The sequence below is a fragment of the Chloroherpetonaceae bacterium genome, assembly GCA_033763895.1.
Classification (GTDB): Bacteria; Bacteroidota; Chlorobiia; order Chlorobiales; family Thermochlorobacteraceae; genus JANRJQ01.
In genome coordinates, this window is record JANRJQ010000002.1 from 19,696 (window position 1) to 46,248 (window position 26,553).

A 26,553-nucleotide genomic window follows, 5' to 3' on the forward strand; every position below is an offset into this window, starting at 1 on the left:
CTTTCATTCATCCTATTTTAAGTTTGCCTTTTGTTCTTGAATCTTATTCATTCTGGCCTGAAGACTTCCAATTGCCTTTTGTATTTCAATTGCTAATAAACGAAGTCTGCTTATTGTTCCATCTAAGGGTGTCATGATAAATGAAATTCGTTCATGATCAATTTGAGTCAGAATATCTTCCACATCTCTCATTTTCTTCATCGCTTCTGTATCATGACGTTTATTTACTTTTTGACGCAGTACATAAACGATACAATAAATACTCATCTCTGTAAAAGCTTGAGAGTTAATGAGACTTTGGTTACATACGCCATCATGCATTGTCCATTGACCCGAAAGACCCTCCAGACCGCCTGTTCTTAAGAAAGGACTTGTCCGTACATCAATTCTTGAGTTAGAAGCGAAAGAGGCTATTGCTGCATTGCTTAACTGAGCAATTCTTTTAATTATTGCTAAATTTTCTTGATACTCCGGTGTCATTGCTTCAACAACGATTTCCGGGACTTGATACACCTTCATTGAATCTTGCTGAGAATTTTGGTATGCCTTAAGAGCGTTTTTTGCTTTTTGATTCCCCTTAAGACTTATTTCCGCCAAATCTTTCATTCCTTGATTATTTCCAAGATTTGAGAGTAAAATTCCACGTGCATACCTTGCTTCATCGTAATTTGCATCAAGATTGAGGGCATTATCATAATCCAAAATTGCATCGTTGTACTTTCGGTAGAATTCCTTTATTAAAGCGCGTTGATAATACGCTTCCGGTGAAGGTTCTATAACAATGGATTCTGAGAGATCTTTCACTGCCGCTTCGGGATTTCTAAGTTGGAAGTAACAATATCCTCTATTGTAATATGCTTTTGAATTTCGCGGGCTGTGTTTTAAAAACTGGGTAAAATCGGCAATTGCCCCTTCAAAATTCTTTAATGCAATTCGGGTAAGTCCCCTTTCATATACGTAGTTCGGTGTATTAGGGGATAACTGAACGGCTTGGTTAAAGTCAATTTGTGCCTCAACAAAATTCCCAAGAGCATTGTAGCATAACGCTCTTTGAAAAAAGGGCTCGGCGCTATCGGGGTAGAATTTAATGACAGTTGAATAATCATAAAGCGATCCAAGAGAATCACCGATTACTCGCCTTACTTCTCCTCGTTTCATCAAAGCAGTATAGTTTTTAGGGTCTCTTTGAAGAACATCTGTAAAGTCCAGTATTGCGCGATTGTATGAACCTGATTGAAATCTTGCTATGCCAAGATTCAATAGACTATCAATTGAAATATTCCTTGTTTGAGCATTTAGACTTTCTGATAATAACAAAAAGGTAAGAAGTAGGAGACTGAATCGTTTCATATAAATGTTGTGGGGTTAGATGATTTTAATCCTATAAATCTCCCAATTATTGAAAAAAAAAGATTAAGAATCCATTTAGCTCTTCGAAAATCGATCAACTTTGAAAACACCTTCGACGCGTTTGATTTTTTCAATAAAGCGGGAATGATGATCGGTGTCTTTGACTTGAAGAATCACGGTGCATTCAAATATTCCGTCTTTTGCATTCAGGGTGATGAAATTGAGTGTATAGTAAATATTTCTTAAAGGGTTATTGAATACTTTGAATCATTTTCTCATTTTCAACTTCTATGAATAACGGGAATTGAAGGTTATTCGAAGCATGAAGCATTTCAAGGCCTACGATGTTTCCATCTTTATCAAAGTCTAGAATCAGACCTTTCTTTATTTCATCTGATTCCTTAATTTTTGCACCTGAAAATTCAATTCTCAATATATCCACAGATTTATCATAACTGATTTTCATTATTCCCTCCAATATTTATTGATTTTAGAAGTTAAGTAAAGGGTAATAACTCTCTTTGGCTCATCTTCTGCTACAAAAATCCTCAAAAGATACAATTTCTCTTCCCCAATATCGACTTTTGATTGATAAACCCAAATATTGCCTTCATCTTGAAAAAATTGATCCGGCGTTTGTAAAGTTTTTTCAACTAAAGCGATATTAATATTTCGACGAATAATCTCTTTTTTTGCATAATCAGTAAAAAGAATCATAATTATGATATAAGTGATGGTTCAAATATCAATAACGGTATAAAAGGACTCAGCTCTTCGAGAATCGCTCGACCTTGAAAACGCCCTCGACGCGTTTGATTTTTTCAACGAGGCGGGAGAGATGATCGGTGTTTTTGACTTGAAGAATCACGGTGCCTTCAAACATTCCGTCTTTTGCATTGAGAGTGATAGAGCGGATATTGGTTTCTGCCTTTAAGATGGCTTGGGTAATGTTATTCGTCATTCCAATTTTATCTTCTCCGAAAATTTTAAGTCCGGCAAGGAAGTTGTTTTCTTTTGTATTGCGCCAGCGTACGCTCACGACTTTAGGGCTGCGGGTAAGGTTTTCATCGGTCATGTTTTTGCAGTTTCGGCGGTGAACTTTCACCACACCGCCGGCTGTCACCAACCCGATAATATCATCCCCCGGAACGGGATTGCAGCACTTGCCGTAAGCAAAGGCAATATTTTTAAGCCCTTCAATTACGATAGCCGATCCAGTAACCTCTGATTGTTCATCAGTTTCAAAACGCGCTTCTTTAACAAAACTTTCAAACTCTGCCAATTGCTTTTCAGCTTTTTGCTCAGGCGTCTCAACTTCGACTTTAACCGACTCGGGGTCAATTTGCTTTGTTGCAAGCGCTTGAAAGAAATCTTGCGCTGTGTTGATTCCAAACCGGCGAGCGATTTTTGCGATATCACCTTCTGAAAAAACTTTTTTTGTTTTTTGAACGGCTTTCGTCCAAAGGCTTTTGCCTTCTTCAATTTCCTTTCTGCGCTGATCGTTGAGCAATTGTCGAATTTTTACCTTCGCGCGATGTGTAACAACAATCTTTTCCCAATCGGGTTTTGGCGTTTGATTTTTTGAGGTAATGATTTCGACTTGATCGCCCGATTTTAGTTTGGTAGAAATCGTTACAATCTTTCCGTTAACTTTAGCCCCAATACATTTTGAACCCACTTCGGTATGAATTTCAAACGCAAAATCAAGTGGGGTTGAACCCACCGGGAGCATTTTCATATCACCTTTTGGTGTGAAAATGTAGATTTCATCTTGATACAAATTCATTCGAAAGCCTTCCATAAACTCGCGCGGCGAGGAGGCGTTTTCAATGAGTTCGCGTGCCCATTTCAGCACATTATCAAAGGCTTTATCATCGGTTGTGATTTTCTCTTTATACCGCCAATGCGCGGCAACCCCGCTTTCGGCGAATTCATCCATCTTCTTGGTTCGAATCTGGATTTCAATTAATTGGCCATTGGGTCCGACAACCGTGGTATGAAGGGATTGATACCCGTTATGTTTGGGAACTGAGATATAATCTTTAAAGCGTTCCGGAATTGGTGTGAATTGCTGTGTAATGTACCCGTAAACGGCAAAGCATTCTGAAGAGTTATCAGTGTCGAGAATAATTCTGATGGCGTAAAGATCATAGATTTGATCGAAACTTTTTCCTTTATCGACAATCTTTTTATGAATCGAGTAAAGGTGTTTCGGTCGGTAAGCGATGCTGAACTTAAAATTCCGTTTATGCAGTTCCTTTTCAATCGTAGCGGCAAAGCGCGCTAAATAATTTTGACGATCTTTATCCTGAAAATTGATTTGAGAAGACAGGGTTTCGTAGGCTTCGCGATCGATGTACTTAAAGGCCAAATCTTCTAACTCCGATTTCATTCTTCCAAGCCCAAAGCGATTAGCAAAGGGCGCGTAGATATCACGAGTTTCAAGTGCGATTTTCAACTGGCGGTGCGGTGGTAGTGCATCGAGTGTACGCATATTGTGCAACCGATCGCAAAACTTGATGAGAATCACTCGGATGTCGTTAATCATTGAAAGCAGCATTTTGCGAAAAGATTCTGCTTCTTTGATTTCACGATTGGCAAAAAAGCCGGCAATTTTGGTCAGTCCTTCAACAATCGCCGCGACTTCCTCACCAAACTCTTCATTCAAGTCGTCAAGGCTGTAATCGGTATCTTCAATCACATCATGCAAAAGCGCGGCGGCGACAGAGACATCATCAAGCGGGAGTTCGTTCAGCATGATTTTTGCAACCTCAACGGGGTGAAAGAAATAGGGCTCTCCGGAAGCACGTTTCTCCTCACTATGAGCACGGTAACACAAAAAAAACGCACGGCGAATCAAATCCTCGTCAAACCGATGAAGCTTTTCGCGGCATAGCGAAAGCAACTCATCAAGTTTGACATAGTGCTGCGGTTCAATTTGTGCAATCATAAAATCAAATGGTTCAATTACTCCGGTTAATCTTTTGAGGAGAAAGTAATCATATTCGTTTGAAAAGGTTAATCGTTTAATCTTTAAGAATAAACCAAATTTCTTCTTCAAAAACAATTTGAAAGAAAAGTAGGTTCTCCGAATAAGATTTCAATAATTCAATTCAAGTATTTATGAAAATTTCTCTTTCACCGCTTCAACAAGGGATAGTCAGTTTTTTAGAATCCAATGAAGATTGGCTTCGCCCGATTTTAGTTGAAAAAATGTTTCAAAATGTCGATCTCGAAACTGAAGGTAACATGCTTCGAAATCCCAATGTGATAGTGCCCGAGTATTACCTTCAAGATTTTCATAGCGTTCGCGGCGGCTATTTGAATAAAGATGCAGCGCTCACCTACGACCCAATCACTTCAAAAATATTGGTGCCAAGCGAAGACATGCTTCGCACGGAAACGGCCGCTCGTATCCCCAAAACAGCGAAAAAAGTTTTGGACATAGGATGCGGAACGGGAACGGCAACACGTGCGATAGCAACAGCACTTCCCGAATCACAGGTAACAGGCGTTGACCTCTCGCCTTACATGCTTGCGGCAGCAAAAATGAAAGCAAAGTCATTTAACAATATTTCTTTTTTGCATGCCAATGCCACAGAGCTTCCATTTGAAAACGAAAGTTTTGATGCGGTTTCAGCATCGCTCTTATTTCATGAAATGCCAAAAAGTGCAGGAGAACTCGTAATCAAAGAAGTTCTTCGTGTTTTAAAGCCCGGGGGTACTTTTACAGTGTTTGACGGTGCTCAGTATAATGGCGTTGCAAAATTGGGTGGCAATATCAGTTCAACTTTATTTCTAGAACCTTATGCAGAGGAATTCCTTGCATCGAATCTTGCAGAAATGATGTCGATTTTAGGATTTAAGGAGGTTGAATCGACTCCGATTGTTGTATTTTATGAAATCAGACAGGGCATTAAATCATGAGATTCTGAGTGACATTATTTGAGCATTTTGCATCTAAACGCTTGATTATTGTTGGGGGAAAAGGCGGTGTGGGAAAAACGACCATTGCCGCCGCACTTTCGATAATGATCTCTCAAACCCACAAAACATTAGTTGTTTCTACAGACCCTGCCCACTCACTTTCAGATTCATTTCGCCAATCGATAGGAAGCGAAATCACCAAGCTTTCAGAAAAGTATCCGCTCTTTGGATTAGAGATTTCTGCTGAAGATGCGTATCGAAAATTTATTGATCGGTATCGCAATCAATTAAAACTTCTCTTTGATAGCTCAACATACTTCGATGAAGAGGATATCAATGAAATGCTCTCGGTCTCTATCCCGGGGCTTGATGAAGTAATGAGTTTGAAAACGATCATCGACCTTTTGACAGAAAATCAATTTGATCGAATCATCATTGATACCGCACCAACCGGACATGCGTTGCGTTTGCTTTCAATGCCGGATGTCTTGGATACTTGGATAAAAATGTCCGCTAAAATGCGTTGGAAATACAAAGAAGTCATTCAAACATTTAAGGGAAGTTATACACCGGATGAAGGAGATGATTTTTTAGTTGAGATGAAGAAATCGGTAAAGAGAATCGAAGCAATTCTGAAAGATAAGAACGCCTGCGAATTTTTGCCGGTCATGATTCCTACGGAAATGTCTTTTGCAGAAACAGAACGGTTAATCCTCGCTCTTCAACAAGAGGGAATAAATGCCGAGCATCTTTTTATCAATCAGGTTCTGCCTCCAAAAGAAGCTGGTATTTACTTTGCGCAAAAAGTAAAAGAAGAGCAGGCGCTGATAAAAAGGATACAATCGAAAATCGACTTGACTTTACACCTAGTCGAACAGGAGCCTTTAGAAGTAAGAGGAATGGAAAGGCTGTTTGCCTTTGCTTCGAAAAACTTGAAATGAGAATTCAAAGATTGAAATGAACCCCGTTTTCACCTATCTTCTTAAAAGCGATGATTTGAAAATTGAATTCAGCATAAAGGATGGCTAAAGTCACGAAGTCCAAAAAGAAAACAGATCAAGAGCTGATTGTTGACGCCAATGAAGCAATGAATCGTGCAATTGCACCATATTCCAATTTTCAAGTTGGTGCAGCGCTTGAGTGCGAGAATGGCGAAATCATAACCGGTCATAACATTGAAAGCTCATCATATAGTCTTACGCTCTGTGCCGAGCGAGTCGCCATTTTTAAGGCATTATCTGAAGGTCATCGAAGTTTCAAACGAATTGCTATTGTTGCAAGCTCAGGTGAAATCTGTACACCGTGCGGGGCTTGCCGGCAGATTCTTGCCGATTTTGCACCTAAAGCCAAAATTATTCTTTCCAATAAACAGGGAAAAATGAAACGCTTCCAATTGCGCGAATTATTACCGCACCAATTTGATGCGAGTGTACTTAAATCTTAACCTGCCTTATTCATCCTGATTTCATATCATGTCAATCCGTGTTGCAATCCGTCATCATACCGAGTATCATTATGACCGGCCGGTTAAACTTTCACCTCATATTTTCAGGTTAAAGCCGGCACCGCATTGCCGAACAGCCATTGAATCTTACTCCTTTAAGCTTGAACCCAATAACTATTTCATTAATTGGCAACAAGACCCTTTTGGAAATTACTTGTCGCGGGTGGTCTTCCCCGAAAAAACAAATCGATTGATTGTGGACATCGAGGTTATTGCCAATTTATCCATCATCAATCCGTTTGATTTCTTTCTTGAAGAATCTGCTTCTCATTATCCTTTTCAGTATGACGAGCAACTAAAGCGAGAACTCTTGCCTTATTTGGAAGTGAGAGAAGATGGTTTGCTTTTAAGAGATTGGATAAAGAAAATCAATCGAGAAAGACTTGGTACGGTTGACTTTTTGGTGATGTTAAACCAAATGCTTTGGAAAGATATTGCTTACACGATTCGATTAGAACCCGGTGTTCAAAGTTGCGAAGAAACACTCACTAAAAAGTCGGGGTCATGCCGCGATTCCGCGTGGCTTTTGGTACAGATTGTGCGTCATCTTGGGCTTGCGGCGCGGTTTGTTTCCGGTTATTTAATTCAATTAAAACCCGATGTCAAAGCCATAGATGGACCAAGTGGTTCGGAACATGATTTTACTGATTTGCACGCTTGGGCTGAAGTTTACATTCCGGGAGCAGGGTGGATTGGGTTTGACCCGACTTCGGGCTTGCTTGCAGCGGAAGGGCATATTCCACTTGCTGCAACGCCGGATTTCCAGAGTGCAGCGCCGGTCACAGGAGCAACTGATATTTGTGAAGTGACATTTTCATATCACAATACCGTCGAACGAATTTATGAACGCCCCCGTGTGACAAAACCATTTAGCGAGGAGAGTTGGAATGAGATATTAAAACTTGGAGAAGCGGTTGATTTGCGATTGCAAGCCGGAGATGTTCGGCTTACAATGGGCGGTGAACCAACCTTCGTTTCAATTGATGATATGGAATCGGCACAGTGGAACACCGCGGCCGATGGTGGCCACAAGCGGCATTTGGCCAACGATTTGGTAAAGCGATTGCGCCTAACATTTGCGCCCGGGGGATTACTTCATTTTGGTCAAGGGAAATGGTACCCGGGTGAAGAATTACCTCGCTGGCAATATGGTTGTTATTGGAGAAAAGACGGCATTCCTATTTGGCATAACGATGCGCTATTTGCAGATATAGAAAATGATTATGGGTTTACTCATAAAAATGCAGAGCAATTTGGACTTTTGTTAGCAAATAAGATTGGATTAAGTCAAGAGTTTCTCACGGTGGCGTTTGAAGATGCGATTTATTACGCCGTCAAAGAGCAAGAGCTTCCACCGAACATCGACCCACATCAATTTGATTTGAAAGACTCTTTAGAGAGAAAAAGGCTTGCACGGCTTTTAGAGCGAGGAATGGAAACACCGGCAGGTTATGCTCTTCCGATTATGTGGGATTTGGCCGAGGATACTTGGGTATCGTGTGACTGGAAGTTTAAAAGAGAGAAATGCTATTTGCTTGCAGGCGATTCGCCGATGGGCTATCGGTTACCTTTGAAATCATTACCATATTTAGCTCCTGAGAAAAGGCCGATTGATCTTCCGCGAGATTTACATCAACCTTTGCCGCCTCTTGATGACTTTTCTTTACAAACCGAAAGAGATGCAACGCAAGCACGAACAAAATCAAAAGCCTCTGAATGGAAAGAAACAGGGAAGCTAAGAGAAGTGATTTACACAGCAATCTGTCTTGAAGCTCGTGCTGGAAAGCTTTATGTTTTTATGCCGCCGGTGTCTTATTTAGAACATTACTTGAAATTGGTTGCTGTGATTGAAGAAACGGCTCGCGAACTCTCAATGCCCATAATTCTTGAAGGCTATGAGCCACCACGAGACTATCGGCTCGAAGTGCTCAAAGTAACGCCCGACCCCGGCGTTATTGAAGTCAACATTCACCCGTCAAAAACTTGGAGTGAATTGGTTAAGAAAATAGAATCGCTTTATGAAACAGCACGGCACGCAAGGCTTGGTACGGAGAAGTTTATGCTTGACGGAAGGCATACCGGAAGCGGCGGCGGAAATCATATTACAATAAGCTCCAGTACGCCTTCAGATTCACCGCTCCTTCGAAAGCCCGATTTGCTTAGAAGTCTTATCACATATTGGCAACATCATCCTTCGCTCTCATATCTTTTTTCAAGTGCATTTATAGGGCCAACGTCACAAGCGCCAAGAGTCGATGAAGGACGAGACGAACGGCTTTATGAATTGGAAATTGCTTTTTCAAATATTAAAGAAGGAATTGAGTCACAACCATTTTGGCTCATCGATCGATTGCTTCGGCATTTGCTGACAGATTTATCGGGGAACACGCATCGCTCAGAATTTTGTATTGATAAGCTTTTTTCACCGAATTCCCCAACAGGACGACTGGGAATCCTCGAATTTAGAGGCTTTGAGATGCCCCCACATTATCAAATGAGTTTACTTCAACAATTGCTTGTGCGAGCACTGATTGCGAAATTTTGGGAAAGACCTTATAAAAAGCCACTTGTTCGCTGGGGAACAGCATTGCATGATAAGTTTATGTTGCCACATTATGTAAAATCGGATTTGTATCACGTATTAGAAGATCTTGCAGAAGATGGGTTTCAATTTGACCCGCATTGGTTTGATTCTTTTCTTGAATTCCGATTCCCACATTATGGCACGACAAAATTAGGCGATATGGCAATTGAACTCCGTGCAGGTATCGAGCCTTGGCATGTATTGGGAGAAGAAATGAGCAATATGGGAACGGCAAGGTTTGTCGATTCAAGCGTTGAGCGATTGCAAGTAAAACTTTCAGGATTAATTGATTCTCGACACGCTTTACTCTGTAATGGTGTTCGCGTTCCCTTACACGCGACTGGCAAACAAGGAGAATATGTATGTGGTATTCGGTACAAAGCGTGGGCACCGCCTTCTGCACTTCACCCTACGATAAATGCTCAGACGCCGCTAGTTTTCGATCTTGTTGACCTTTGGAATGAAAGGGCGGTTGGCGGATGTGTTTATCATGTCGTGCATCCCGGCGGAAGAAACTATGAGACTTTTCCAGTTAATGCTTATGAAGCAGAGGGAAGAAGGATTAACCGTTTTGAAGAAGGTGGGTTTACGCCCTCAACCTTACTTCCTCCTCCTGAGATTACGGGTGCATACAGAAGCTTTTCTGAAGTGAGATATGAATCGGTGAAAGACATTAAATCTCTTACCTCGGCGACTGCTTTTCAAGCTTTACTCCCCCCAAAAATGATAAAGGTTAAAGAGCTTTCAGAGAGCCTTGAATATCCTTATACGCTTGACTTAAGGCGTCAATTCTAATACTAAAAAAATATGATAAAACTTGATATGATTCATACGCTGGCATTCGCCGGTTTGGTCATATTTTTGGGGCACTTTCTCCGAATTTGGATTCCTGTTTTAGCCAAATACAGCATTCCCTCTCCTGTGATTGGAGGGCTTCTCGTTGCTTTTACGATTGCATTTTTCAAAACGGGTGATGAATTGCCAATCCAATTTGATAATTCCTTACAAACCCCATTGATGATTGCCTTTTTTGCCTCTGTGGGTTTTAGCGCAAGTTTATCGCTATTGAAAGTTGGTGGTAAACAGGTTTTGCTTTTTTTTGGAATTAGCTCCTTAATGCTTGTTATACAAAATATTATAGGGGTTGGGTTGGGAACTGTGCTCAATGTTCACCCTCTTTTTGGTTTAATGTGCAGTTCGGTTACTTTAGCAGGTGGGCCGGCAACGGCACTGGCATTTGCGCCGGAATTTGAAAAGGCTGGGATGCAAGGCGCAAGTGTTGTTGGCATCGCTGCCGCAATGCTGGGAATAATTTTCGGTGGTGTAATCGGAAGCCCTATTGCTACTCTTTTAATTAGAAGAGACGCACTGGATAAAAAAATTGGACTTTCTAATTCTGACAAAAATAACTTACCTGTTTCAGTTATTGAGGGAAATAAGAGTTTATCAAAAAGTATTGAAGAAGAATCGGGTTTCTCTCTCCTCAAATGTATTGTAGCGATATTGCTTGTCATGTGGGTCGGCTCTTGGCTTAGCAACGCAATTGCAACATCTGGCGCTACACTTCCAGCGTATATCGGCACTATGATTATTGCATCTATTGTTCGGAACTTGGATGATCGGTTTCAGTGGTTTCGCTTATCTAATAAAGTGATTGATGATTTAGGAAACGCAGCTCTCTCTATTTTTCTTACTGTTGCATTAATGACCTTAAAAGTTTGGGAAATCAAAACGCTCGCCTTACCGATGATTCTTATCATTCTCATTCAAACCATTGCCGTCGGTTTAGTAAGCTATACGGTGATATACCGAATGATGGGGCTCGACTACGATGCCGCCACTATGAGTGCTGGTTTTAGCGGCTTTATGCTTGGAACATCGGCCAACGCAATGGCGAATATGAAATCAATTACCGATCGATATGGGGCTGCATCAAGGGCTTTTTTGGTAGTTCCAATAGTTGCAGCATTTTTGATTGATTTCACGAATGCGGTTTTCATTACATTTTGTTTGAACCTTTTGAAGTAAAAGCGAATAATGAAAAAAACAGGAGAACCCAGTCTTTTCGATATTCTTGGGCCAATCATGATAGGTCCTTCGAGTTCGCATACAGCAGGAGCCAGCCGGATTGGATTTGTAGCGCGTCAGCTACTTGATGTTGAGCCTACGGAAGCAGTAATTACACTTTATAATTCCTTTGCAAGAACACACAAAGGGCACGGAACGGATTGTGCTATTATTGGTGGGATATTAGGGTTTGAGCCTGATGATGAAAGGCTGAAAAGTTCCTTTGAACTTGCGTGGCAGAAAAACTTAAAATGGGATTTCAAATTCGCTGGTGATGCCGAGCGCTTTCACTCCAATGCCGCGCGAATTCGATTAAATGGGAAATCGAATGACGATTCTAATCGCTCTATTGAAGTTGTTGGTGCTTCACTTGGTGGTGGAAGAATTTTGATTCAAGAGATAGAAGGATTTGCACTCGAATTTAACGCTCAACTTGATACACTAGTGATCATTGCAGAAGATATCAAGGGGAGTATTCAAAAAATTTCGGGAGTAATTTCTGAATCAGGTCTCAATATTGCACAGATGAGCGTTTCAAGAAATGTGACTCAAAGCATTCCTTTAGCAAGTATGGTTATTGAACTTGACCAAGCACCACCAAACGAAACGGTAAGAGCAATTGGCAATCTTCATTGGGTAAAATTCTCACGACTTGTCCCCTCGATGTTTTCAAGCAGCTCTCGGTATGAAAAGTAAACCTAAGTCGCTTGATTTAATTTTCGGTTAATGTTGAACCCCCGCTTTAGCGTTATATTTAACGATAATACTTAAATCAAGATGGTAAGAACTGCCGGATTTTTCTTTCTCCTTTTAGTCTTTACCTCAGTTCAAAGCACCGCACAAATCGAACGTGATAGCTTAGTTCTATCGATTCAAGCTCTTCCCGATTCAGAAGAAAAAGTAAAAAGGTTTCATGATTTGGCTTGGCAATTCAGGCGTTCTGAGCCTGTGTTTTCGAAGCTACTACTGGAAAAGGCCGAGCCAATAGCGAAGAAATTGAATAACGCAGCACTACTTGCAGAAAACTATAATTTCCAAGGCGTCGTCTTGCGAAATCAAGGTCGATTTGCTGAGTCGATTAACTTTTTCTTTCAAGCTTTGCAACTTACCGAATCTTCGAATCCAACAGGATTAATAAGGCAGCAATATGGATACTCGCTCAATAATATTGGCGATATCTATCAGCGTATTGATGATATCGAAAATGCGATCATTTATTCCAATAAAGCGATTCGTGTATTTAAGGAACTTCACGACTCCGCCGGACTCGCGTATGCGTATTTACGATTAGGAGAACTTTACGAAAACGAGCATAAGTATGACTTGGCTCTCTCCTCATTTCAAAATGTACTTGCGCTCCGAAAAACTAAAGGCAGCAATGAGCAAATCGCTACCACAATGGCTAGAATTGCCAGAACCTACTTGCAACTCCGATTGCCCGAAAATGCATACCCATTGATTCAAGAAGCCCTGAAGATAAAACCGATTCCACCTCACATTGATGTGTATTTGAAAGCTTCTGAAGCAGAAGTACTTTTTCAAAATGGGCTTTCTGAAAAGGCGCTCAATTTAGCGGATTCAGTTCTTCAATCTGCCCGAAAAATCGGGCTTAAAGAATATGAGCGTGATTTACATTACACACTCTTTCGTGCGTATCAGAAAATAGGAAACGATAAGAAAGCCTTGGTCCATCATTTGGACTACACTTCACTTAAAGATTCGCTGGGCAATGTATTAACAACCGGGAAGATTGCTGATTCAAGAATGAATTTCGAATTGAACAAGAAAAACTCTGAAATCAAAATACTTGAACTTCAAGCGGAGCGGCAAATCTTTGTCAATATTCTTACTTCGCTCGTTTTTTTAATCATTGTGGGGTTCATGTTTGAAGTGGTGAGAAGAAATCGAAGTCGAACGCGAATTAACCAAAAACTCAATGAACAAAACTCAACGATTCTGATTCAAAATCAGGAAATCATCAAGCAAAAAGAGTTTTTGATGGCTCAGGCCGAGAGGCTTGAGAGTGCCTTGAGAAAGAAAAATGAAGCATTCGATCAACTTTCAGTAATGATACAAGAAATCACGCTGCAGAAAGATCGAGTTGAGGAGCAAAGAAAAATCGCAGAAAGTGCAAATTCCTTTAAAACTGAACTCTTGGGGATTGCTGCACATGATTTGAAAAATCCACTGACAATTATCAAAGGCTATACGGAACTTCTTCTTGAAAAGGAAAATCTCAATGCAGAGGAATCCGATATGCTCTTCAGAATTAAAGAATCGTGTGAGCGAATGATGAGATTAATCAATGATCTCTTAGGAACCGCATCGATTGACTCCGGTAACCTCAAATTAAATTTTTTATCAACGAACATTACAGCCCTTACCGAATTTGTTATTGAACAAAACCTTACACTGGCTCAAAGAAAAACTCAGAAAATTTTGTTTCAACCGGAAGGTAACTTTTTCGTTTGGGCCGACTCCGAAAGGTTAAAAACCGTCATTGACAACCTTTTAAGCAATGCAGTAAAATATAGCCCGAAAGGAAAAACGATTGAGGTGTCTTTATTGAAAAAGGAGACGAAAGAGATTTTGCACTATTTGAACCCTAATGAACGCTGGGAAGCCGCATCAGGGAATGTGTTATTAGCCGTTAAAGATGAAGGCCCCGGTTTTAGTGAAGAAGATCAAAAGAAACTCTTCAAACGATTTCAACGATTAGCCGTTCGGCCAACGGGAGGAGAGTATTCAACCGGATTAGGACTCTCTATTGCGAAGGATTTGGTTTCGGCAATGAATGGAAAAATTTGGGCTGAGTCCGCAGGCAGCGGTAAGGGAAGCTGTTTTTATATTCTATTTCCACTGCATCAAATTGAATAATCGTTTGGGTGGACATGCGCTCTAAACTTTTGCGAACACTTAAAATATCGTTATGGGCGACGCTCATCTTTGATGGTTGGCTTATCATTTGGCTCTTCACCCCGCTTTTACCCCAAGAAAGAAAACCATTTCTTGCGACTTCATTAAAAATTTACGATCGAAATGGCATGCTCCTACGGGAGGTATTGAGTCGTGAGGGTGGCGTTTCTGAAAGAGTTCAACTCAATGCTATTCCCGATAAACTTCAACAGGCACTGATTATCGCAGAGGATAAAAATTTTTATTCACATCGTGGGATTGATTGGCTTGCTACGCTTAGAGCTTTGAAGCAAAATCTACTTTCGGGAGAAGTGATTTCAGGTGCTTCAACCATATCTCAGCAACTTGCAAGGCTACGATTAGGAATTGGGAGAGGTATTCTTGAAAAAGGAGTTGTGATGCTTTATGCTTTTCGATTAGAAATGCATCTCTCCAAGGCTGAAATCTTGGAAGATTATTTGAATCGAGTTCCCTTTGGAAATCAAGCGATTGGAATTTCAGCAGCGTCTGATCTTTACTTCTCAAAGAAGCCCTCCGCACTGACCCTTGCAGAGTCGTCGCTGCTTGTATCGATTTTGCCGATGCCTTCTTCCACCAATCCCTTTAGAAATCAAGAAGCTGCACTTAAACGTAGAAATCAACTTCTTTATCGATTAAAAGAAGAAAATCTTATCTCAAAGAATCAACTTGAAGAGTCTGTTCAAGAGCCATTGGAGGTGGAAGGGAAGAAAAAATGCTTTCAAGCCCCACATTTTGTCGAGTATCTATTACAAGCCTTTTCAGACTCGCTTGAATCAGTTTCAGAAATTGAAACAACATTAGATTTAGCTCTTCAAAATGACCTTCACATTTACCTTCGCGATCACCTTGAACGATTGAAAAAAAAGCAAGTTACCAATGGTGCATTGATTGTACTGGATAACCATCAGGGTGAAGTGCTTGCCTTTATCGGAAGCCGCGATTACTTCGATGAATCAATCAGCGGGGAATATTCCGTAATCACCGCAAATCGGCAGCCCGGTTCTGCCCTAAAACCTTTTGTTTATGCAATTGGGATTGAAGAGGGGATTCATGCCTCCACTATTCTTGCCGATTTACCCCAGCTTTTTGCTTCATCTAAGTTTCAAGTCGGTGAAAATCTTTATAGAAATGAAAGTTTCATTCCCGAAAATTTTGATCGAAAATATCACGGGCCTATTCGCTTGCGTCAAGCATTGGCCTGTTCTTACAATATTCCTGCGGTATTGATGAATGAAAAAATCGGGGTAGCCAACTTTTATCATTTTTTGAAAAGAGCAGGGATTACAACCTTGAATGAGTCTCCTGAACATTATGGTGTTGGATTAGCACTTGGAAATTCGGAAGTCAGACTGATGGATTTGGCCGAAGCCTACATGATTTTTCAAAATCGAGGAATAAGGAAACGGTTATCCTTTTTAAGAAAGTCTAAATCTTCGGGCAGCGATTCCCCCACGGCGCTTTCAATGCCGAATTCTGAAGAAGCCATTCTTTCACCACAAGCAGCATTTATCATCTCTGATATTCTATCGGATAATAGCGCTAGGCGTCCGGCGTTTGGAGCTAATTCTCCTTTGAATCTCCCTTTCGCATCACTTGCAAAAACAGGGACAACGAAGGACTTCAGAGATAATTGGGCCTTCGGTTCAACCGCCGATTTCACTGTCGGTGTTTGGGTTGGAAATAGTAATGGGATGCCGATGAAAACGCTTTCAGGAATCGACGGTGCCGGACCAATCCTCAAAGACATCTTAATGCATTTGTATAAAAAGCAACCGAATCTGCCGGGATTTCAAATTTCTCGATTTACCGTGCCTCCGAAAATTGTTACCAAAGAAATCTGTACCGTTTCCGGAGATTTGGCGAACATTCATTGCCCAACGACAATGAATGAGTTTTTTTTGAGAAACTGTGTTCCGCAAACAGAATGCACTCAGCATCGTCTTCTTGAAATCGATACGCGAAATGGATTCTTGGCACATCACGAAACACCTAATATTTACAAGGCCTCAAAGGTATTTGAAGATTACCCGCCGCAATTTCAGCAATGGGCAAAAGAGCAAGGAAAACAACTTCCACCTGAAACGTACTCGACACTTAGAGAAAAAAAATTAAATAACCCTGAACCTTCTAAAAGGGTTGCGTCATACCAAAATGAAACTGCAACCCTTGAGCTGAATGACAATGAAACAACGCAATACAAAATTATGTATCCAAAGCCGGATATGATTTTTGCGATCGATAAACACCTTCGAGCAGAGTATCAAAGAATAAATATCAGTACGATAGAGAAAAAAGGGGCACGTTTTTTTTGGAAACTTAATGGTCAACCGCTGAGCCCAAATGGCATTAAAGATTCATTAGCGAGTAAAAGTGAAATCGACTCGACATTTTGGGCTTCTTCTATTTCTTGGCAACTTGAAAAAGGCATGCATACGCTTGAATTATTTGAAATGAATATGAAATCGAAACGTCAATTCAAAAAGATTGATGAAGTCAGGTTTACGGTGGTTGAATAAACAAATGAAAAAGAAAGTATTCAACACATGAAAATATGTTTAGAGCAAGGCATTAAGAATGAATCAATTGGAAAGTGTGTTGCTAACTCGACTGACTTCAACAACTTAATTCATCGTTTGTGACAACCAAAGATCTCTTTCAGTTTTCTTTTAAGAATTTAAGACGCGCTAAACTCCGCACCTTCCTTACGGTTCTTGGCGTTTCTATCGGTGCAGCGGCCCTTTCCGCAATGCTCTCGTATGGAACAGGTGTCCAGAAGACATTTACCGACGAATTCAGCGACCTCGAACTCTTCAACACAGTGAGAATCACTCCCAGCAATTCTGATTTAAATGCACTACTGACTTTTTCAAGAAAAACTGTAAAAAGTACCGCCAAAGGAAAACGCGATGAAAACCAAATGGTTCTCACTCAAAAGGTTTTTCGAGACATTCAATCGTCTGTTCAAAGCCGATTCCCGAAAACCATTGTCTATCCCGAAGTGATTTTCCCCTCCAAAATCGCCATCGATTCTTTGCAAACCGTTGTGATGGCAGAGGCTCTCCCAGCGGCCATTGGCTCGCTTGCGGGCTTTCGCGATATTCGCATCGGGAAGTTTTTCAATAGTGATAGTTCCAATGAAGTCGTGATCTCCGAAATCCTCTTAAACCGAATGGGGTTCAAAAATTCAGATAGCATCATCGGAAAAAAAGTAAAAGTGGTGACAGTTTCAATGGACTTTAATAAAGCTGCTGCTTACGCCGCTGTCCCATTCAACTACGCGCTTGGACTTCCTCTCATCGAAAATACCATTGAATTTACCATCGGCGGTGTAATGAGTGACGATATTCAAAAGCTATCGAGCGGATTCCGAATGATTTTACCCATAAAAACTTCAAACAAAGTCAGTCGCCTGAACTTTCTTTCAACCGTTGACTTGCTTCGAGGTATCGAACAAACGGACGGCTACCAAGCCATTATCGTTCGTACCTCTTCAACTGATGAAGCCGATGAGGTCAAAGCATTTTTAGCCGAAAAGGGCTACAATGCCGTTAGCTTTTTAGATCAATTCAATGAGTTGAAAAAGTTATTCTTGGTTTTCGATATGGCGTTGGCATTGGTAGGCACCATTGGTCTTATTGTAGCCACGCTTGGAATCATGAACACAATGATTATGTCAATTATGGAGCGTTATCGTGAAATTGGCATTATGAAAGCAGTTGGCGCAAGCGACCGCGATATTCGCAAAATCTTTTTCGTTGAAAGCGGCATCATCGGTTTTTTAGGCGGAATCGTTGGGTTAGCTCTTGGTTACTTTGTGACTCAATTGATTACCCTTGCGGCGAATGTGTATATCGTTAGCAAAGCCGGTACTGAACTGTCATTTTTCTATTTCCCGTGGTGGCTTGGAGTGCTTTGTATTCTCTTTTCAATTCTCATAAGCCTTCTTGCAGGTTTTTACCCGGCTAACCGCGCCGCTAAAATTGACCCGATTGAAGCTTTAAGGTTTAACTAAAAAAAATCCCGCAATTGGCGGGATTTTTTATTTCACTAGAAAATAAGAACTCAATTTGCAAGGACTTCCGCTTCGGCATAGCTTGCAATGGGTTCGCAAGCGCAAACCAAATTCCGATCGCCATACGCGCCATCAATCCTACGAACGGTAGCCCACATTTTTCCTTCGCGTACAAACGGCAGTGGGAAAGCTGCTTTTTCGCGGCTGTAGGGCTTTTCCCAATTTTCAGCCGTAACCATTGCAGCCGTATGCGGCGCATTCTTGAGCACATTGTTGGCTCGGTCAGCTCTGCCTTCTTCCACTTCACGAATCTCTTCACGAATCGAAAGCATCGCGTCGCAGAAATGGTCAAGTTCTTGCAGCGGCTCCGATTCCGTCGGCTCAATCATAATCGTGCCCGCCACAGGAAATGAAAGCGTTGGCGCGTGAAAGCCATAATCCATCAATCGCTTTGCCACATCTTCCGCCTCGATTCCCACAGACTTGAACTTGCGTAAATCCACAATCATCTCGTGGGCGCAGCGTCCTCGCTCATTGGTGTAAAGAATCGGATATTCTTTCTCCAACCGTGCCTTGATATAATTGGCATTTAAGATAGCGTACTTCGTGGCATTGGTTAAGCCTTCGCTGCCCATCATTGCAATGTAGGCGTATGAAATGGTGAGAATCGATGCGCTTCCATACGGAGCGGCAGAAATAGCCGTAATGGCTTTATCGCCGCCTGTTTTGTGCAGCGGATGCGAGGGCAAAAATGGCGCAAGCTGTTTGGCAACACCAATTGGTCCCATTCCGGGCCCGCCACCGCCGTGAGGAATGCAAAAAGTTTTATGCAGATTCAAGTGGCACACATCAGCGCCAATTGCAGCCGGACTTGTAAGTCCCACTTGTGCATTCATATTGGCGCCATCCATATACACCTGCCCGCCGTGGTGATGAATGGTATCGCAAATTTCGCGAATGTTTTCTTCAAACACGCCGTGGGTAGAGGGATAAGTCACCATCAAGCAGGCAAGCGTTGCGCCATATTGCTCGGCCTTCGCCTTCAAATCGTTCACATCAATGTTCCCGCGTTCATCGCACTTAACCACAACCACTTGCATTCCGGCCATCACCGCGCTTGCCGGATTAGTCCCGTGTGCCGACTGCGGAATAAGGGCAATATTCCTATGACCTTCTCCTCGAGACTGGTGAAACGCCCGAATCGTCATCAGCCCCGCATATTCACCTTGCGCTCCTGAATTCGGTTGCAGCGAAACGGCATAAAAGCCCGTGACTTCGCAGAGCCATTTTTCGAGATTTTTGATCAGCGTGGCATAACCTTTGGCTTGTTCTGCAGGCGCAAAAGGATGAAGTCCGCCAAACTCCGGCCAAGTAACCGGAATCATTTCTGCGGTGGCATTGAGCTTCATTGTGCATGAGCCTAAAGAAATCATTGAATGCACCATAGAAATATCTTTGTTTTCAAGGCGTTTCAAATAACGAAGCATTTCGTGCTCGCTATGATGCGCGTTGAAAACAGGGTGAGTGAGATAACCCGATTCGCGAACAAAACCGTTTGGCCAATTCAGTTCTAATTCTTCCGCCATTGAACGAAGTTCAGAAAGAGAAACAATTGGCGAGGAAGCGCCTTCAAAGTCAAGTAAATCAAGAAGCGAGGCAACATCTTCAAGTGTAGAGGTTTCATCAAACGAAACGCCCACCCGATTTCCGTCATAACGAAGATTGATACTCGCTTTTTCAGCTTTATGTTTTAGCGCGCCAATCTCATTCAAAGTGAATGAAACGGTATCAAAAAAAAATTCGGAGATAAGCGTATAACCTTTCTTTTTCAGCCCTTCCGCAAAGAGCCGTGCAAGGCCGTGAGTGCGGGTTGCAATTGCTTTGAGTCCGCTTGGTCCGTGATATATGGCGTAAGCGGCTGCCATTACCGAAAGCAAAACTTGCGCGGTACAGATATTCGAGGTTGCCTTTTCGCGGCGAATGTGTTGCTCGCGGGTTTGAAGGGCCATTCGCAAAGCGCGGTTGCCATCGGCATCGATTGAAACACCTATTAAACGACCCGGAATCAATCGTTTGAATGCTTCCTTTGTCGCGAAGAACGCCGCGTGCGGGCCACCGTAACCCATTGGAACACCAAACCGTTGTGCGGAGCCGAAGGCGATATCAGCACCCATTTCACCCGGCGATTTCAGCATCGTGAGCGAAAGCAAATCGGTCGCCACTGCAACAGTGACACCATAATCATGTGCGGAAGAAATCAGCGAAGTAAAATCTGAAATTGAGCCTGTGGTATCGGGATATTGAACAAGCACGGCAAAAAGATCGGGCGAGGTAAGGTCAAGTGTTGCAAGATTTCCTACCTGCAACTTTACGCCAATCGGTTCGGTGCGGGTGCGGAGTAAATCGAGCGTTTGCGGATGGCATTTATCAGAGGCAAAGAAGACTTTCGCCTCTTGCTTCTCCTGAGGTCGCGCAGCATAGAGAAGATGCATTGCCTCAGCGGCGGCGGTGGCTTCATCCAAAAGCGATGCATTGGCAATTTCAAGACCGGTTAAGTCGATGACCATTGTCTGAAAATTGAGCAGCATTTCCAAACGGCCTTGCGCAATCTCGGCTTGGTAGGGCGTGTAAGCCGTGTACCATCCGGGATTTTCAAGAATATTGCGCAAAATGACATTGGGCGTATAGGTGTTGTAGTAACCCGTTCCAATAAAGGACTTGAAGATTTTATTTTTTGCAGCTAAAGTTTTGAACGATTTCAAAAATTCATGTTCGGTTTGCGGGGCTGGAAGCTTCATTGATTTCTTTAATCGAATGCCGCTTGGGATGGTTTGATCAATCAGTTCATCAAGCGAACCAACGCCAATCGCGGAAAGCATTTTTTCGAGATCGGGTGAAGAGGCATTATGTCGAGATTCAAAAGACTCTTGATAGTCTATCGATAATTTCATTAAAACTCCTTGGTAAGCAATATTGGTTAAAAACAAAATGCAAAGATACGGTGCGAAAAGTGTTTTTTCTGTGTTTCAAGTGGTGCAAAAGTTATCCATAAGAATACAAGTTCACGAGACATTCAGTTCAGTTCAGCCAAAGTTCTCACAAAAAAATGGAAATAATTTTTGAAATGAATTCTTCAAGGAAAAACAAATGCGCCGTGAAAATTTTTTTCGAACGCCTTTCATCACGGAATGAAAGTGTTAACTTTGCACTCTTTTTCAAAGCTTCGGCTTTGACTCACTAAAAATGAACGGACTATGTGCAGAATTGGCGTTTATCGCGGAAAACCAATTACACTTCGCAGGCTTATTTTCGACCCGCCCCATAACTTTGTTGAGCTTGCGCGTCAGCCCAAAGAAATGGTGATTACACCAATTAATGTCGATGGCTACGGAATCGGATGGTATAATTTGGAGGTTAGCCCTGAACCCGCCGTGATGAAATCTGAAAAGCCGTTCTGGCACGATTTGAATGTTTCGAGTATTTCGGGGAAAATCAAGTCGGGGAATATTTTTATGCATGTTCGCGCTGCCTCGCCCGGCCTTTTGGTGCATCAAGCCAACTCGCATCCGTTTCAATGGAAAAATGAAATGATGATGCACAACGGCATTATCAGCGATTTCAAAAAAGGCTTTATGCGCTCAATTCGCCAACTGATGAACGACGATATATATTCGCATATTCTTGGAACTACCGATTCAGAGCACATCTTTGGGCTTTATCTCACCATTCGCCAAGCCAATCCTGATTTAACAATGAGTGAAGCCGTGCTCGAAACCTTTTCGCGCTTAAACCATTTGGCACAAAAGCACAATGCCGATTTAATCTTAAACATTGCCTTGACCGATGGGAAAACGACCATCGTCACCAAGTACACCACCATCGATAAAGCCGCCACGCTTTATTATGCAGATCGCTCTCCGTTCTTTCCCGAAGCCGTTGTTGTGGCCTCCGAGCCACTCGACCGCACTGATCCAAGTTGGAAAGAGTTCCCAATGAATACAATGATGGTGATTGGGGAAAATAATGAGTACTCACTCACGCCAATTGCGAACCCATTTGTCAAAGACGGCGAATTCCCGAAAGCCAAGCCTGTCACACTCAAGGTTTCGTTTCCTGCGGAGGATTAAGTTTATTGGAATGAATAGGGAAGTGGAGCTTTGATTTTAGCTTGATTTTGAACAAGGTCAGTAAAATCTATTCTCTACCCAATTTCTTTTGTTCTTGAGATGGGGGAAGAAAGTTTTCATTGGTGATGACTTTCTTACCCGTTTTTTCTTCTAATGCCAATCGTGCATCCTTTGCAATTTTGCCGCCTTTCTTTCCTGCATTAGCATTTTCATCGATACCTTTCGCTTTTTCGGTTTCTGCAATTTGACGTGTCGAAAGTTCTGCGAGCGCCGTAAAAATGAGCTCCGCTTCGCTTATGTGGTCTCGCAAATTTTGCGTTTTTAATCCTTTCAAATCTTTGTGTTTCTTAACCGTAAGCCCAGTCCATTCTTGATGAATGATATTGGTGAGGAATGCAAATTCATCGGCTTTCTGCACCCCACTTTCTTTCCAATAATCAGTGAGTTTATTGCGAGTTTCTTGGCCGGTCATACGCTGTTGAATCCACTTTTCACTTCTTCCCAGTTTTTGCCAATTTTCTCGGGCTCTTTCAAGACTTTGCTCGGGGTCTGCAATTTCCTGCATTCGTTCATATCCGACCTTTGCCAGCTACTGCTTAAATGGTTCAGCTTTCGGAGATGGGATAGATTGAATAAGCCTGAGTAACTACTGAGTATCTGCTACATCCGTCAACCTCAACTTTCCATCTGGTGCTTCCATTTTCAAAGCGTTACAATTTGTAACGGTTTCGTTTCCCTCTGCCAATAGTCTTTTTTTCATTACGCGCCAATAAACTTGAGGGTTATCACTCTCAGTTAAAATGGCTATGACATCCACAATGGCGAAGTGCCAAGTTTACTTTTCTTCATCCCAATGTGTGCGGACTTTCTTCGATTCAAAGAGTTTGATGTTGGACATAAAAATGATGGGTTAGGTTATAAAATAAAATAAGGAATTGGATCAAAGAAGTCAATGCAAGATAAATAAACTGAGGATTGAATAGCGGTTAAACCAAAGGTTAAATATCAAAGCTACTAAGCCCGAGATTTTCAACTTAAAACAGCCTATCGATTTCCTTGAAAAGGTAATTTCATCACTTTTTCAGTATAGCAATAAAGAAAATATTGACGGCTAAATTCCATTTAGGGAACTCACAAATAATACTGAATAACTATTTTAATAGGAATTGCACCTCAAGTATTTTATTTGAATAGGGAGTATATTTTTTTGCCAGCCGCGATCACACCCAAAGCTAAAATTCCACCAAGCATTCCAAACATAAATTCTTTAAGAATATCCGGCCAATCGGTTAAAATATGATGTAAATAGCCGATATTATGAGAAAAAATTCCACCTGAAACAAGAATTAATGCAAGGGTTCCTACCACAGAAAGTACCTTGATAACTACAGGTAAAGCTTTAACCAATAGTAAGCCAATCGAATTCATTAATCCCGTATTATTCGACTTTTTAATGAACATAAAACCTAAATCATCCATACGAACAATAAGAGCAACAATGCCATAAACCCCAATGGTTGCGATGATGGAAACAGCGGATAAGGTTAAGATTTGAATACTTAATGAACTATTTAATACCGTACTAAGCGCGATAATGACAATTTCAACAGAGAGAATAAAATCGGTGGTTATGGCTGATTTTACTTTCGCCTTTTCAGTTTCTGCATTTTCATTTAATTCTCCAACTGAATTAGGCTCCAATACTTCCTTTTTGTGAAAGAAGAATTCGACAATTTTTTCAGCACCTTCAAAAGCGAGGTAAAATCCTCCTAAAATCAGGATTGCGGTTATTGCTGAGGGTAAAAAAATATTCAATAATAAAGTTGCAGGGACAATAATGACTTTATTAATAAATGAGCCCTTCGTAATTGCCCACAATACCGGAATTTCTCTTGAAGAAATAAAGCCTGTCGATTTTTCGGCGTTGACGGCCAAGTCGTCTCCCAGAATTCCCGCTGTTTTTTTGGTTGCGAGTTTTGCATTAACCGCGACATCATCCATTAACGCGGCGATATCATCTAAAAGTGCAATAAGACCTGAGGCCATCGTGAAATTAAATTGATTTAAAGAAGTTGAAAGATGAATGTATTGAATAATTAAATATGGAGTAAAGAATCAATATTTTACGAAGCTAATACTATTAGTGTATAAAATATAAACTGTGCCAAAGGACTGGTTCCTATGCGCAAAGTTTGATTTTAATTTAATTGTTTACTAGAAGCAGAAGGGATCAATGTTTTATTTTTGTCTTACCTGATAATAAAACAGATATTAGAGGTACTCATAATACTTCTATATCTGTTGCAATTTTTGAGTCCCCAAGTAAACTGGGATTGAATTTTATTTTTTTACCTTGCCAAATAATTTTATTTGAATCACTTTCAATTATATATTGCTTAGTAAAAAAATAATCTACCCCGTCTTGACCTCTAACAAACCCTTTTTCGTTTGAGAGAAAACTTATTTCACCTTCAATTTTATTTGGTATTTCACTCTGTGCGATTATTTCTTCGTTAATGTTAGTAGATCTAGTAATCCACTCTCCAGTATTCAAAGACCTTAATTTATCAATTCTTTCACTTCCAATTAGATAATGAGTGGGTATATCTTGAAGTATGCAGTAAGCGTAGTCAAATGCATAAGTCGTTCCTTTCCTTCCCGTTCCCGCATCTATTACTTTTATCAAATTAAATTCTTGCGATTTTTCCATATATTTATATAATGCTTGAGCGTTATATGGGAACTTAAATCTAAAAGTACTTCTACTTTTACATATTTTAGCCAGATTATTCAGATACTCTTTCTCCAAATCAGTATAACCCGTTAATATCGTTTCGGAATGCCTTTTTAAAGCATTGACTGCATCCGAGTGCTTAACTTTTTCCTTTCCATTGTTTAACTTAAATGACTCATTCATTGAAGAGTCTAAAAGTTGGATTAGTCTTCTGTAATTTCCTCCTGAGCCATTAATCAATTCTTCGATACAATCACCATCACTTGTATTTTCACAATCAAAAATTTCTCCTATACGTATTTGGGGTTCATCAAAGTCCACATTTAGATAGTTTTCAATTATTCCTTCAACTCGGCGTCTATAAGTACGATAATTTTGTACAGTATCTATATTTTCTTCTAACGCAACAACATCACCATACCTTGTTTCAGTAAGTATATCAGAATAAGAGTTTGGATATACTGCAACTTTTGTCCTTATAAAATCATTAGTTCTTAATTGATTCATAAAGATTTCAAAGAATGAGTCGTTTGTTTCAGCTTTAAAAAAGTTCTTATCTAATGAACCCGCTTCATCAATCAAGATTAAAATTTTTCCGCCAGAATCACGGATTAGAGTGTCGTACGCCAATACAATATCATTTATGCCCGGATTTTTCTTTTGTTTAATTTCAACAACTTCATTTTTCTTAAATGCCGTAGAAGCTTCAAAAAATTTGTAATTAGTTTTTGCATTCAATCCAAATTCTGATGAAATCTTTTCGACATACTCATCTGATCCTAGTTTCAAAAGTTGATTAGTAGTGTTCTTTATTTTTTCAGGGAAATAAGTATCACTTTTAATCTTTTTCATCCCAAGATGAACATTTGCCATTCCTTTAGCATCTTGAAGTTTTAAATATACATTTGAAAGCTCTTCAACAATTTTAATTACTAATCCCTTATAAATTTCTGATGGTTCCTTTAAGTGTTGAAAATCACTGAGTCTTATAAAGACTGGAAGGATTAGTTCTTGATTTTCAATTAAAGATGGTACTAGTTTGAAAAGGTAAAAGGCATAATTTGCTCTTAAATACATCGTTTTACCTGATCCCATTCTACCCTTAATTATAGAGTTTTCATATTCTATTGGGGTACTAAGTCCATTTATTGGATTTACAAAGAGAGAAAGAATGTCGCTCAGATTATATTCGTCAGCGTTTCTCGTTTTAAATGGTCTTTTTCTAAAAATGTCTTCTGTCATAATTACTTGATTCTTAAAATAATTAAAAACCAATTCTATTGTAGTTGTGATAAGATGATTAAATATATA

At 40.7% G+C, this 26,553-nt stretch carries 18 protein-coding genes; 10 read left to right on the forward strand and 8 right to left on the reverse strand.

The genetic code is table 11. From position 1 onward, the window contains the following. Nucleotides 1–12 precede the first annotated feature (12 nt). The 4 genes from SFU91_00090 to SFU91_00105 form a co-directional block, all read right to left on the reverse strand. Nucleotides 13–1,350, reverse strand: coding sequence for a tetratricopeptide repeat protein (locus SFU91_00090; GenBank protein ID MDX2127417.1), 1,338 nt, complete (start codon nucleotides 1,348–1,350; stop codon nucleotides 13–15). Nucleotides 1,351–1,600: 250 nt separating this feature from the next. Further along, nucleotides 1,601–1,816 carry a DUF2283 domain-containing protein gene (locus SFU91_00095; GenBank protein MDX2127418.1) on the reverse strand — a complete coding sequence of 72 codons (216 nt, stop codon included), beginning with the start codon at nucleotides 1,814–1,816 and terminating at the stop codon, nucleotides 1,601–1,603. Next, a complete protein-coding gene (locus SFU91_00100; protein ID MDX2127419.1) occupies nucleotides 1,816–2,067 on the reverse strand; it encodes a hypothetical protein in 252 nt (83 codons plus the stop codon). The genes SFU91_00095 and SFU91_00100 overlap by 1 nt, the downstream gene beginning before the upstream one ends. A gap of 49 nt (nucleotides 2,068–2,116) precedes the next feature. Next, nucleotides 2,117–4,300, reverse strand: a complete 2,184-nt coding sequence (locus SFU91_00105; protein MDX2127420.1) for a bifunctional (p)ppGpp synthetase/guanosine-3',5'-bis(diphosphate) 3'-pyrophosphohydrolase — start codon at nucleotides 4,298–4,300, stop codon at nucleotides 2,117–2,119. A gap of 173 nt (nucleotides 4,301–4,473) precedes the next feature. Here SFU91_00105 and SFU91_00110 point away from each other — a divergent pair, with 173 nt between their 5' ends. The 9 genes from SFU91_00110 to SFU91_00150 all read left to right on the forward strand — a co-directional run bounded on the left by SFU91_00110 (nucleotide 4,474) and on the right by SFU91_00150 (nucleotide 18,381). After that, entirely contained in the window at nucleotides 4,474–5,277 is an 804-nt protein-coding gene (locus tag SFU91_00110) for a class I SAM-dependent methyltransferase (GenBank protein ID MDX2127421.1), read from the forward strand. A gap of 8 nt (nucleotides 5,278–5,285) precedes the next feature. After that, nucleotides 5,286–6,218 carry an ArsA family ATPase gene (locus SFU91_00115; GenBank protein MDX2127422.1) on the forward strand — a complete coding sequence of 311 codons (933 nt, stop codon included), beginning with the start codon at nucleotides 5,286–5,288 and terminating at the stop codon, nucleotides 6,216–6,218. Nucleotides 6,219–6,298: 80 nt separating this feature from the next. Beyond that, on the forward strand, nucleotides 6,299–6,721 hold the full coding sequence (cdd, locus tag SFU91_00120; protein ID MDX2127423.1) for a cytidine deaminase: 423 nt from the start codon (nucleotides 6,299–6,301) through the stop codon (nucleotides 6,719–6,721). A gap of 28 nt (nucleotides 6,722–6,749) precedes the next feature. Beyond that, a complete protein-coding gene (locus SFU91_00125) occupies nucleotides 6,750–10,160 on the forward strand; it encodes a transglutaminase family protein (GenBank protein MDX2127424.1) in 3,411 nt (1,136 codons plus the stop codon). A 12-nt stretch (nucleotides 10,161–10,172) separates the two neighbouring features. Then, nucleotides 10,173–11,393, forward strand: coding sequence for a sodium/glutamate symporter (gene gltS, locus SFU91_00130; GenBank protein ID MDX2127425.1), 1,221 nt, complete (start codon nucleotides 10,173–10,175; stop codon nucleotides 11,391–11,393). Nucleotides 11,394–11,402: 9 nt separating this feature from the next. Next, nucleotides 11,403–12,128, forward strand: coding sequence for an L-serine ammonia-lyase, iron-sulfur-dependent subunit beta (sdaAB, locus tag SFU91_00135; protein ID MDX2127426.1), 726 nt, complete (start codon nucleotides 11,403–11,405; stop codon nucleotides 12,126–12,128). Nucleotides 12,129–12,209: 81 nt separating this feature from the next. Continuing rightward, entirely contained in the window at nucleotides 12,210–14,309 is a 2,100-nt protein-coding gene (locus tag SFU91_00140) for a tetratricopeptide repeat-containing sensor histidine kinase (GenBank protein ID MDX2127427.1), read from the forward strand. A gap of 14 nt (nucleotides 14,310–14,323) precedes the next feature. Further along, nucleotides 14,324–16,885, forward strand: coding sequence for a penicillin-binding protein 1C (gene pbpC, locus SFU91_00145; GenBank protein ID MDX2127428.1), 2,562 nt, complete (start codon nucleotides 14,324–14,326; stop codon nucleotides 16,883–16,885). A 119-nt stretch (nucleotides 16,886–17,004) separates the two neighbouring features. Beyond that, the gene (locus SFU91_00150; GenBank protein MDX2127429.1) at nucleotides 17,005–18,381 is read left to right on the forward strand and encodes an FtsX-like permease family protein; all 1,377 of its coding nucleotides are present in this window, start codon (nucleotides 17,005–17,007) and stop codon (nucleotides 18,379–18,381) included. 50 nt (nucleotides 18,382–18,431) lie between these two features. Here SFU91_00150 and gcvP read toward each other — a convergent pair whose 3' ends face one another. Then, entirely contained in the window at nucleotides 18,432–21,332 is a 2,901-nt protein-coding gene (gene gcvP, locus SFU91_00155; protein ID MDX2127430.1) for an aminomethyl-transferring glycine dehydrogenase, read from the reverse strand. A 303-nt stretch (nucleotides 21,333–21,635) separates the two neighbouring features. Here gcvP and SFU91_00160 point away from each other — a divergent pair, with 303 nt between their 5' ends. Further along, nucleotides 21,636–22,508: a class II glutamine amidotransferase gene (locus tag SFU91_00160; GenBank protein ID MDX2127431.1), complete on the forward strand. Its 873-nt coding sequence runs from the start codon at nucleotides 21,636–21,638 to the stop codon at nucleotides 22,506–22,508. 67 nt (nucleotides 22,509–22,575) lie between these two features. Here the strand turns inward: SFU91_00160 and SFU91_00165 are convergent, their stop codons facing one another. From SFU91_00165 to SFU91_00175, 3 genes are all read right to left on the reverse strand, one after another. Next, entirely contained in the window at nucleotides 22,576–23,073 is a 498-nt protein-coding gene (locus SFU91_00165) for a hypothetical protein (GenBank protein ID MDX2127432.1), read from the reverse strand. Between the two features lie 617 nt (nucleotides 23,074–23,690). Next, the gene (locus SFU91_00170) at nucleotides 23,691–24,554 is read right to left on the reverse strand and encodes a DUF808 domain-containing protein (protein MDX2127433.1); all 864 of its coding nucleotides are present in this window, start codon (nucleotides 24,552–24,554) and stop codon (nucleotides 23,691–23,693) included. 235 nt (nucleotides 24,555–24,789) lie between these two features. Then, the gene (locus SFU91_00175) at nucleotides 24,790–26,484 is read right to left on the reverse strand and encodes a hypothetical protein (GenBank protein ID MDX2127434.1); all 1,695 of its coding nucleotides are present in this window, start codon (nucleotides 26,482–26,484) and stop codon (nucleotides 24,790–24,792) included. Nucleotides 26,485–26,553 lie beyond the last annotated feature (69 nt).

Coding starts and splice junctions, on each gene's coding strand:
- SFU91_00090 (MDX2127417.1), bottom strand. CDS start 1,350: ATGAAACGATTCAGTCTCCTACTTCTTACCTTTTTGTTATTATCAGAA.
- SFU91_00095 (MDX2127418.1), bottom strand. CDS start 1,816: ATGAAAATCAGTTATGATAAATCTGTGGATATATTGAGAATTGAATTT.
- SFU91_00100 (MDX2127419.1), bottom strand. CDS start 2,067: ATGATTCTTTTTACTGATTATGCAAAAAAAGAGATTATTCGTCGAAAT.
- SFU91_00105 (MDX2127420.1), bottom strand. CDS start 4,300: ATGATTGCACAAATTGAACCGCAGCACTATGTCAAACTTGATGAGTTG.
- SFU91_00110 (MDX2127421.1), top strand. CDS start 4,474: ATGAAAATTTCTCTTTCACCGCTTCAACAAGGGATAGTCAGTTTTTTA.
- cdd (MDX2127423.1), top strand. CDS start 6,299: ATGGCTAAAGTCACGAAGTCCAAAAAGAAAACAGATCAAGAGCTGATT.
- SFU91_00125 (MDX2127424.1), top strand. CDS start 6,750: ATGTCAATCCGTGTTGCAATCCGTCATCATACCGAGTATCATTATGAC.
- gltS (MDX2127425.1), top strand. CDS start 10,173: ATGATAAAACTTGATATGATTCATACGCTGGCATTCGCCGGTTTGGTC.
- sdaAB (MDX2127426.1), top strand. CDS start 11,403: ATGAAAAAAACAGGAGAACCCAGTCTTTTCGATATTCTTGGGCCAATC.
- SFU91_00140 (MDX2127427.1), top strand. CDS start 12,210: ATGGTAAGAACTGCCGGATTTTTCTTTCTCCTTTTAGTCTTTACCTCA.
- pbpC (MDX2127428.1), top strand. CDS start 14,324: ATGCGCTCTAAACTTTTGCGAACACTTAAAATATCGTTATGGGCGACG.
- gcvP (MDX2127430.1), bottom strand. CDS start 21,332: ATGAAATTATCGATAGACTATCAAGAGTCTTTTGAATCTCGACATAAT.
- SFU91_00160 (MDX2127431.1), top strand. CDS start 21,636: ATGTGCAGAATTGGCGTTTATCGCGGAAAACCAATTACACTTCGCAGG.
- SFU91_00165 (MDX2127432.1), bottom strand. CDS start 23,073: ATGCAGGAAATTGCAGACCCCGAGCAAAGTCTTGAAAGAGCCCGAGAA.
- SFU91_00170 (MDX2127433.1), bottom strand. CDS start 24,554: ATGGCCTCAGGTCTTATTGCACTTTTAGATGATATCGCCGCGTTAATG.
- SFU91_00175 (MDX2127434.1), bottom strand. CDS start 26,484: ATGACAGAAGACATTTTTAGAAAAAGACCATTTAAAACGAGAAACGCT.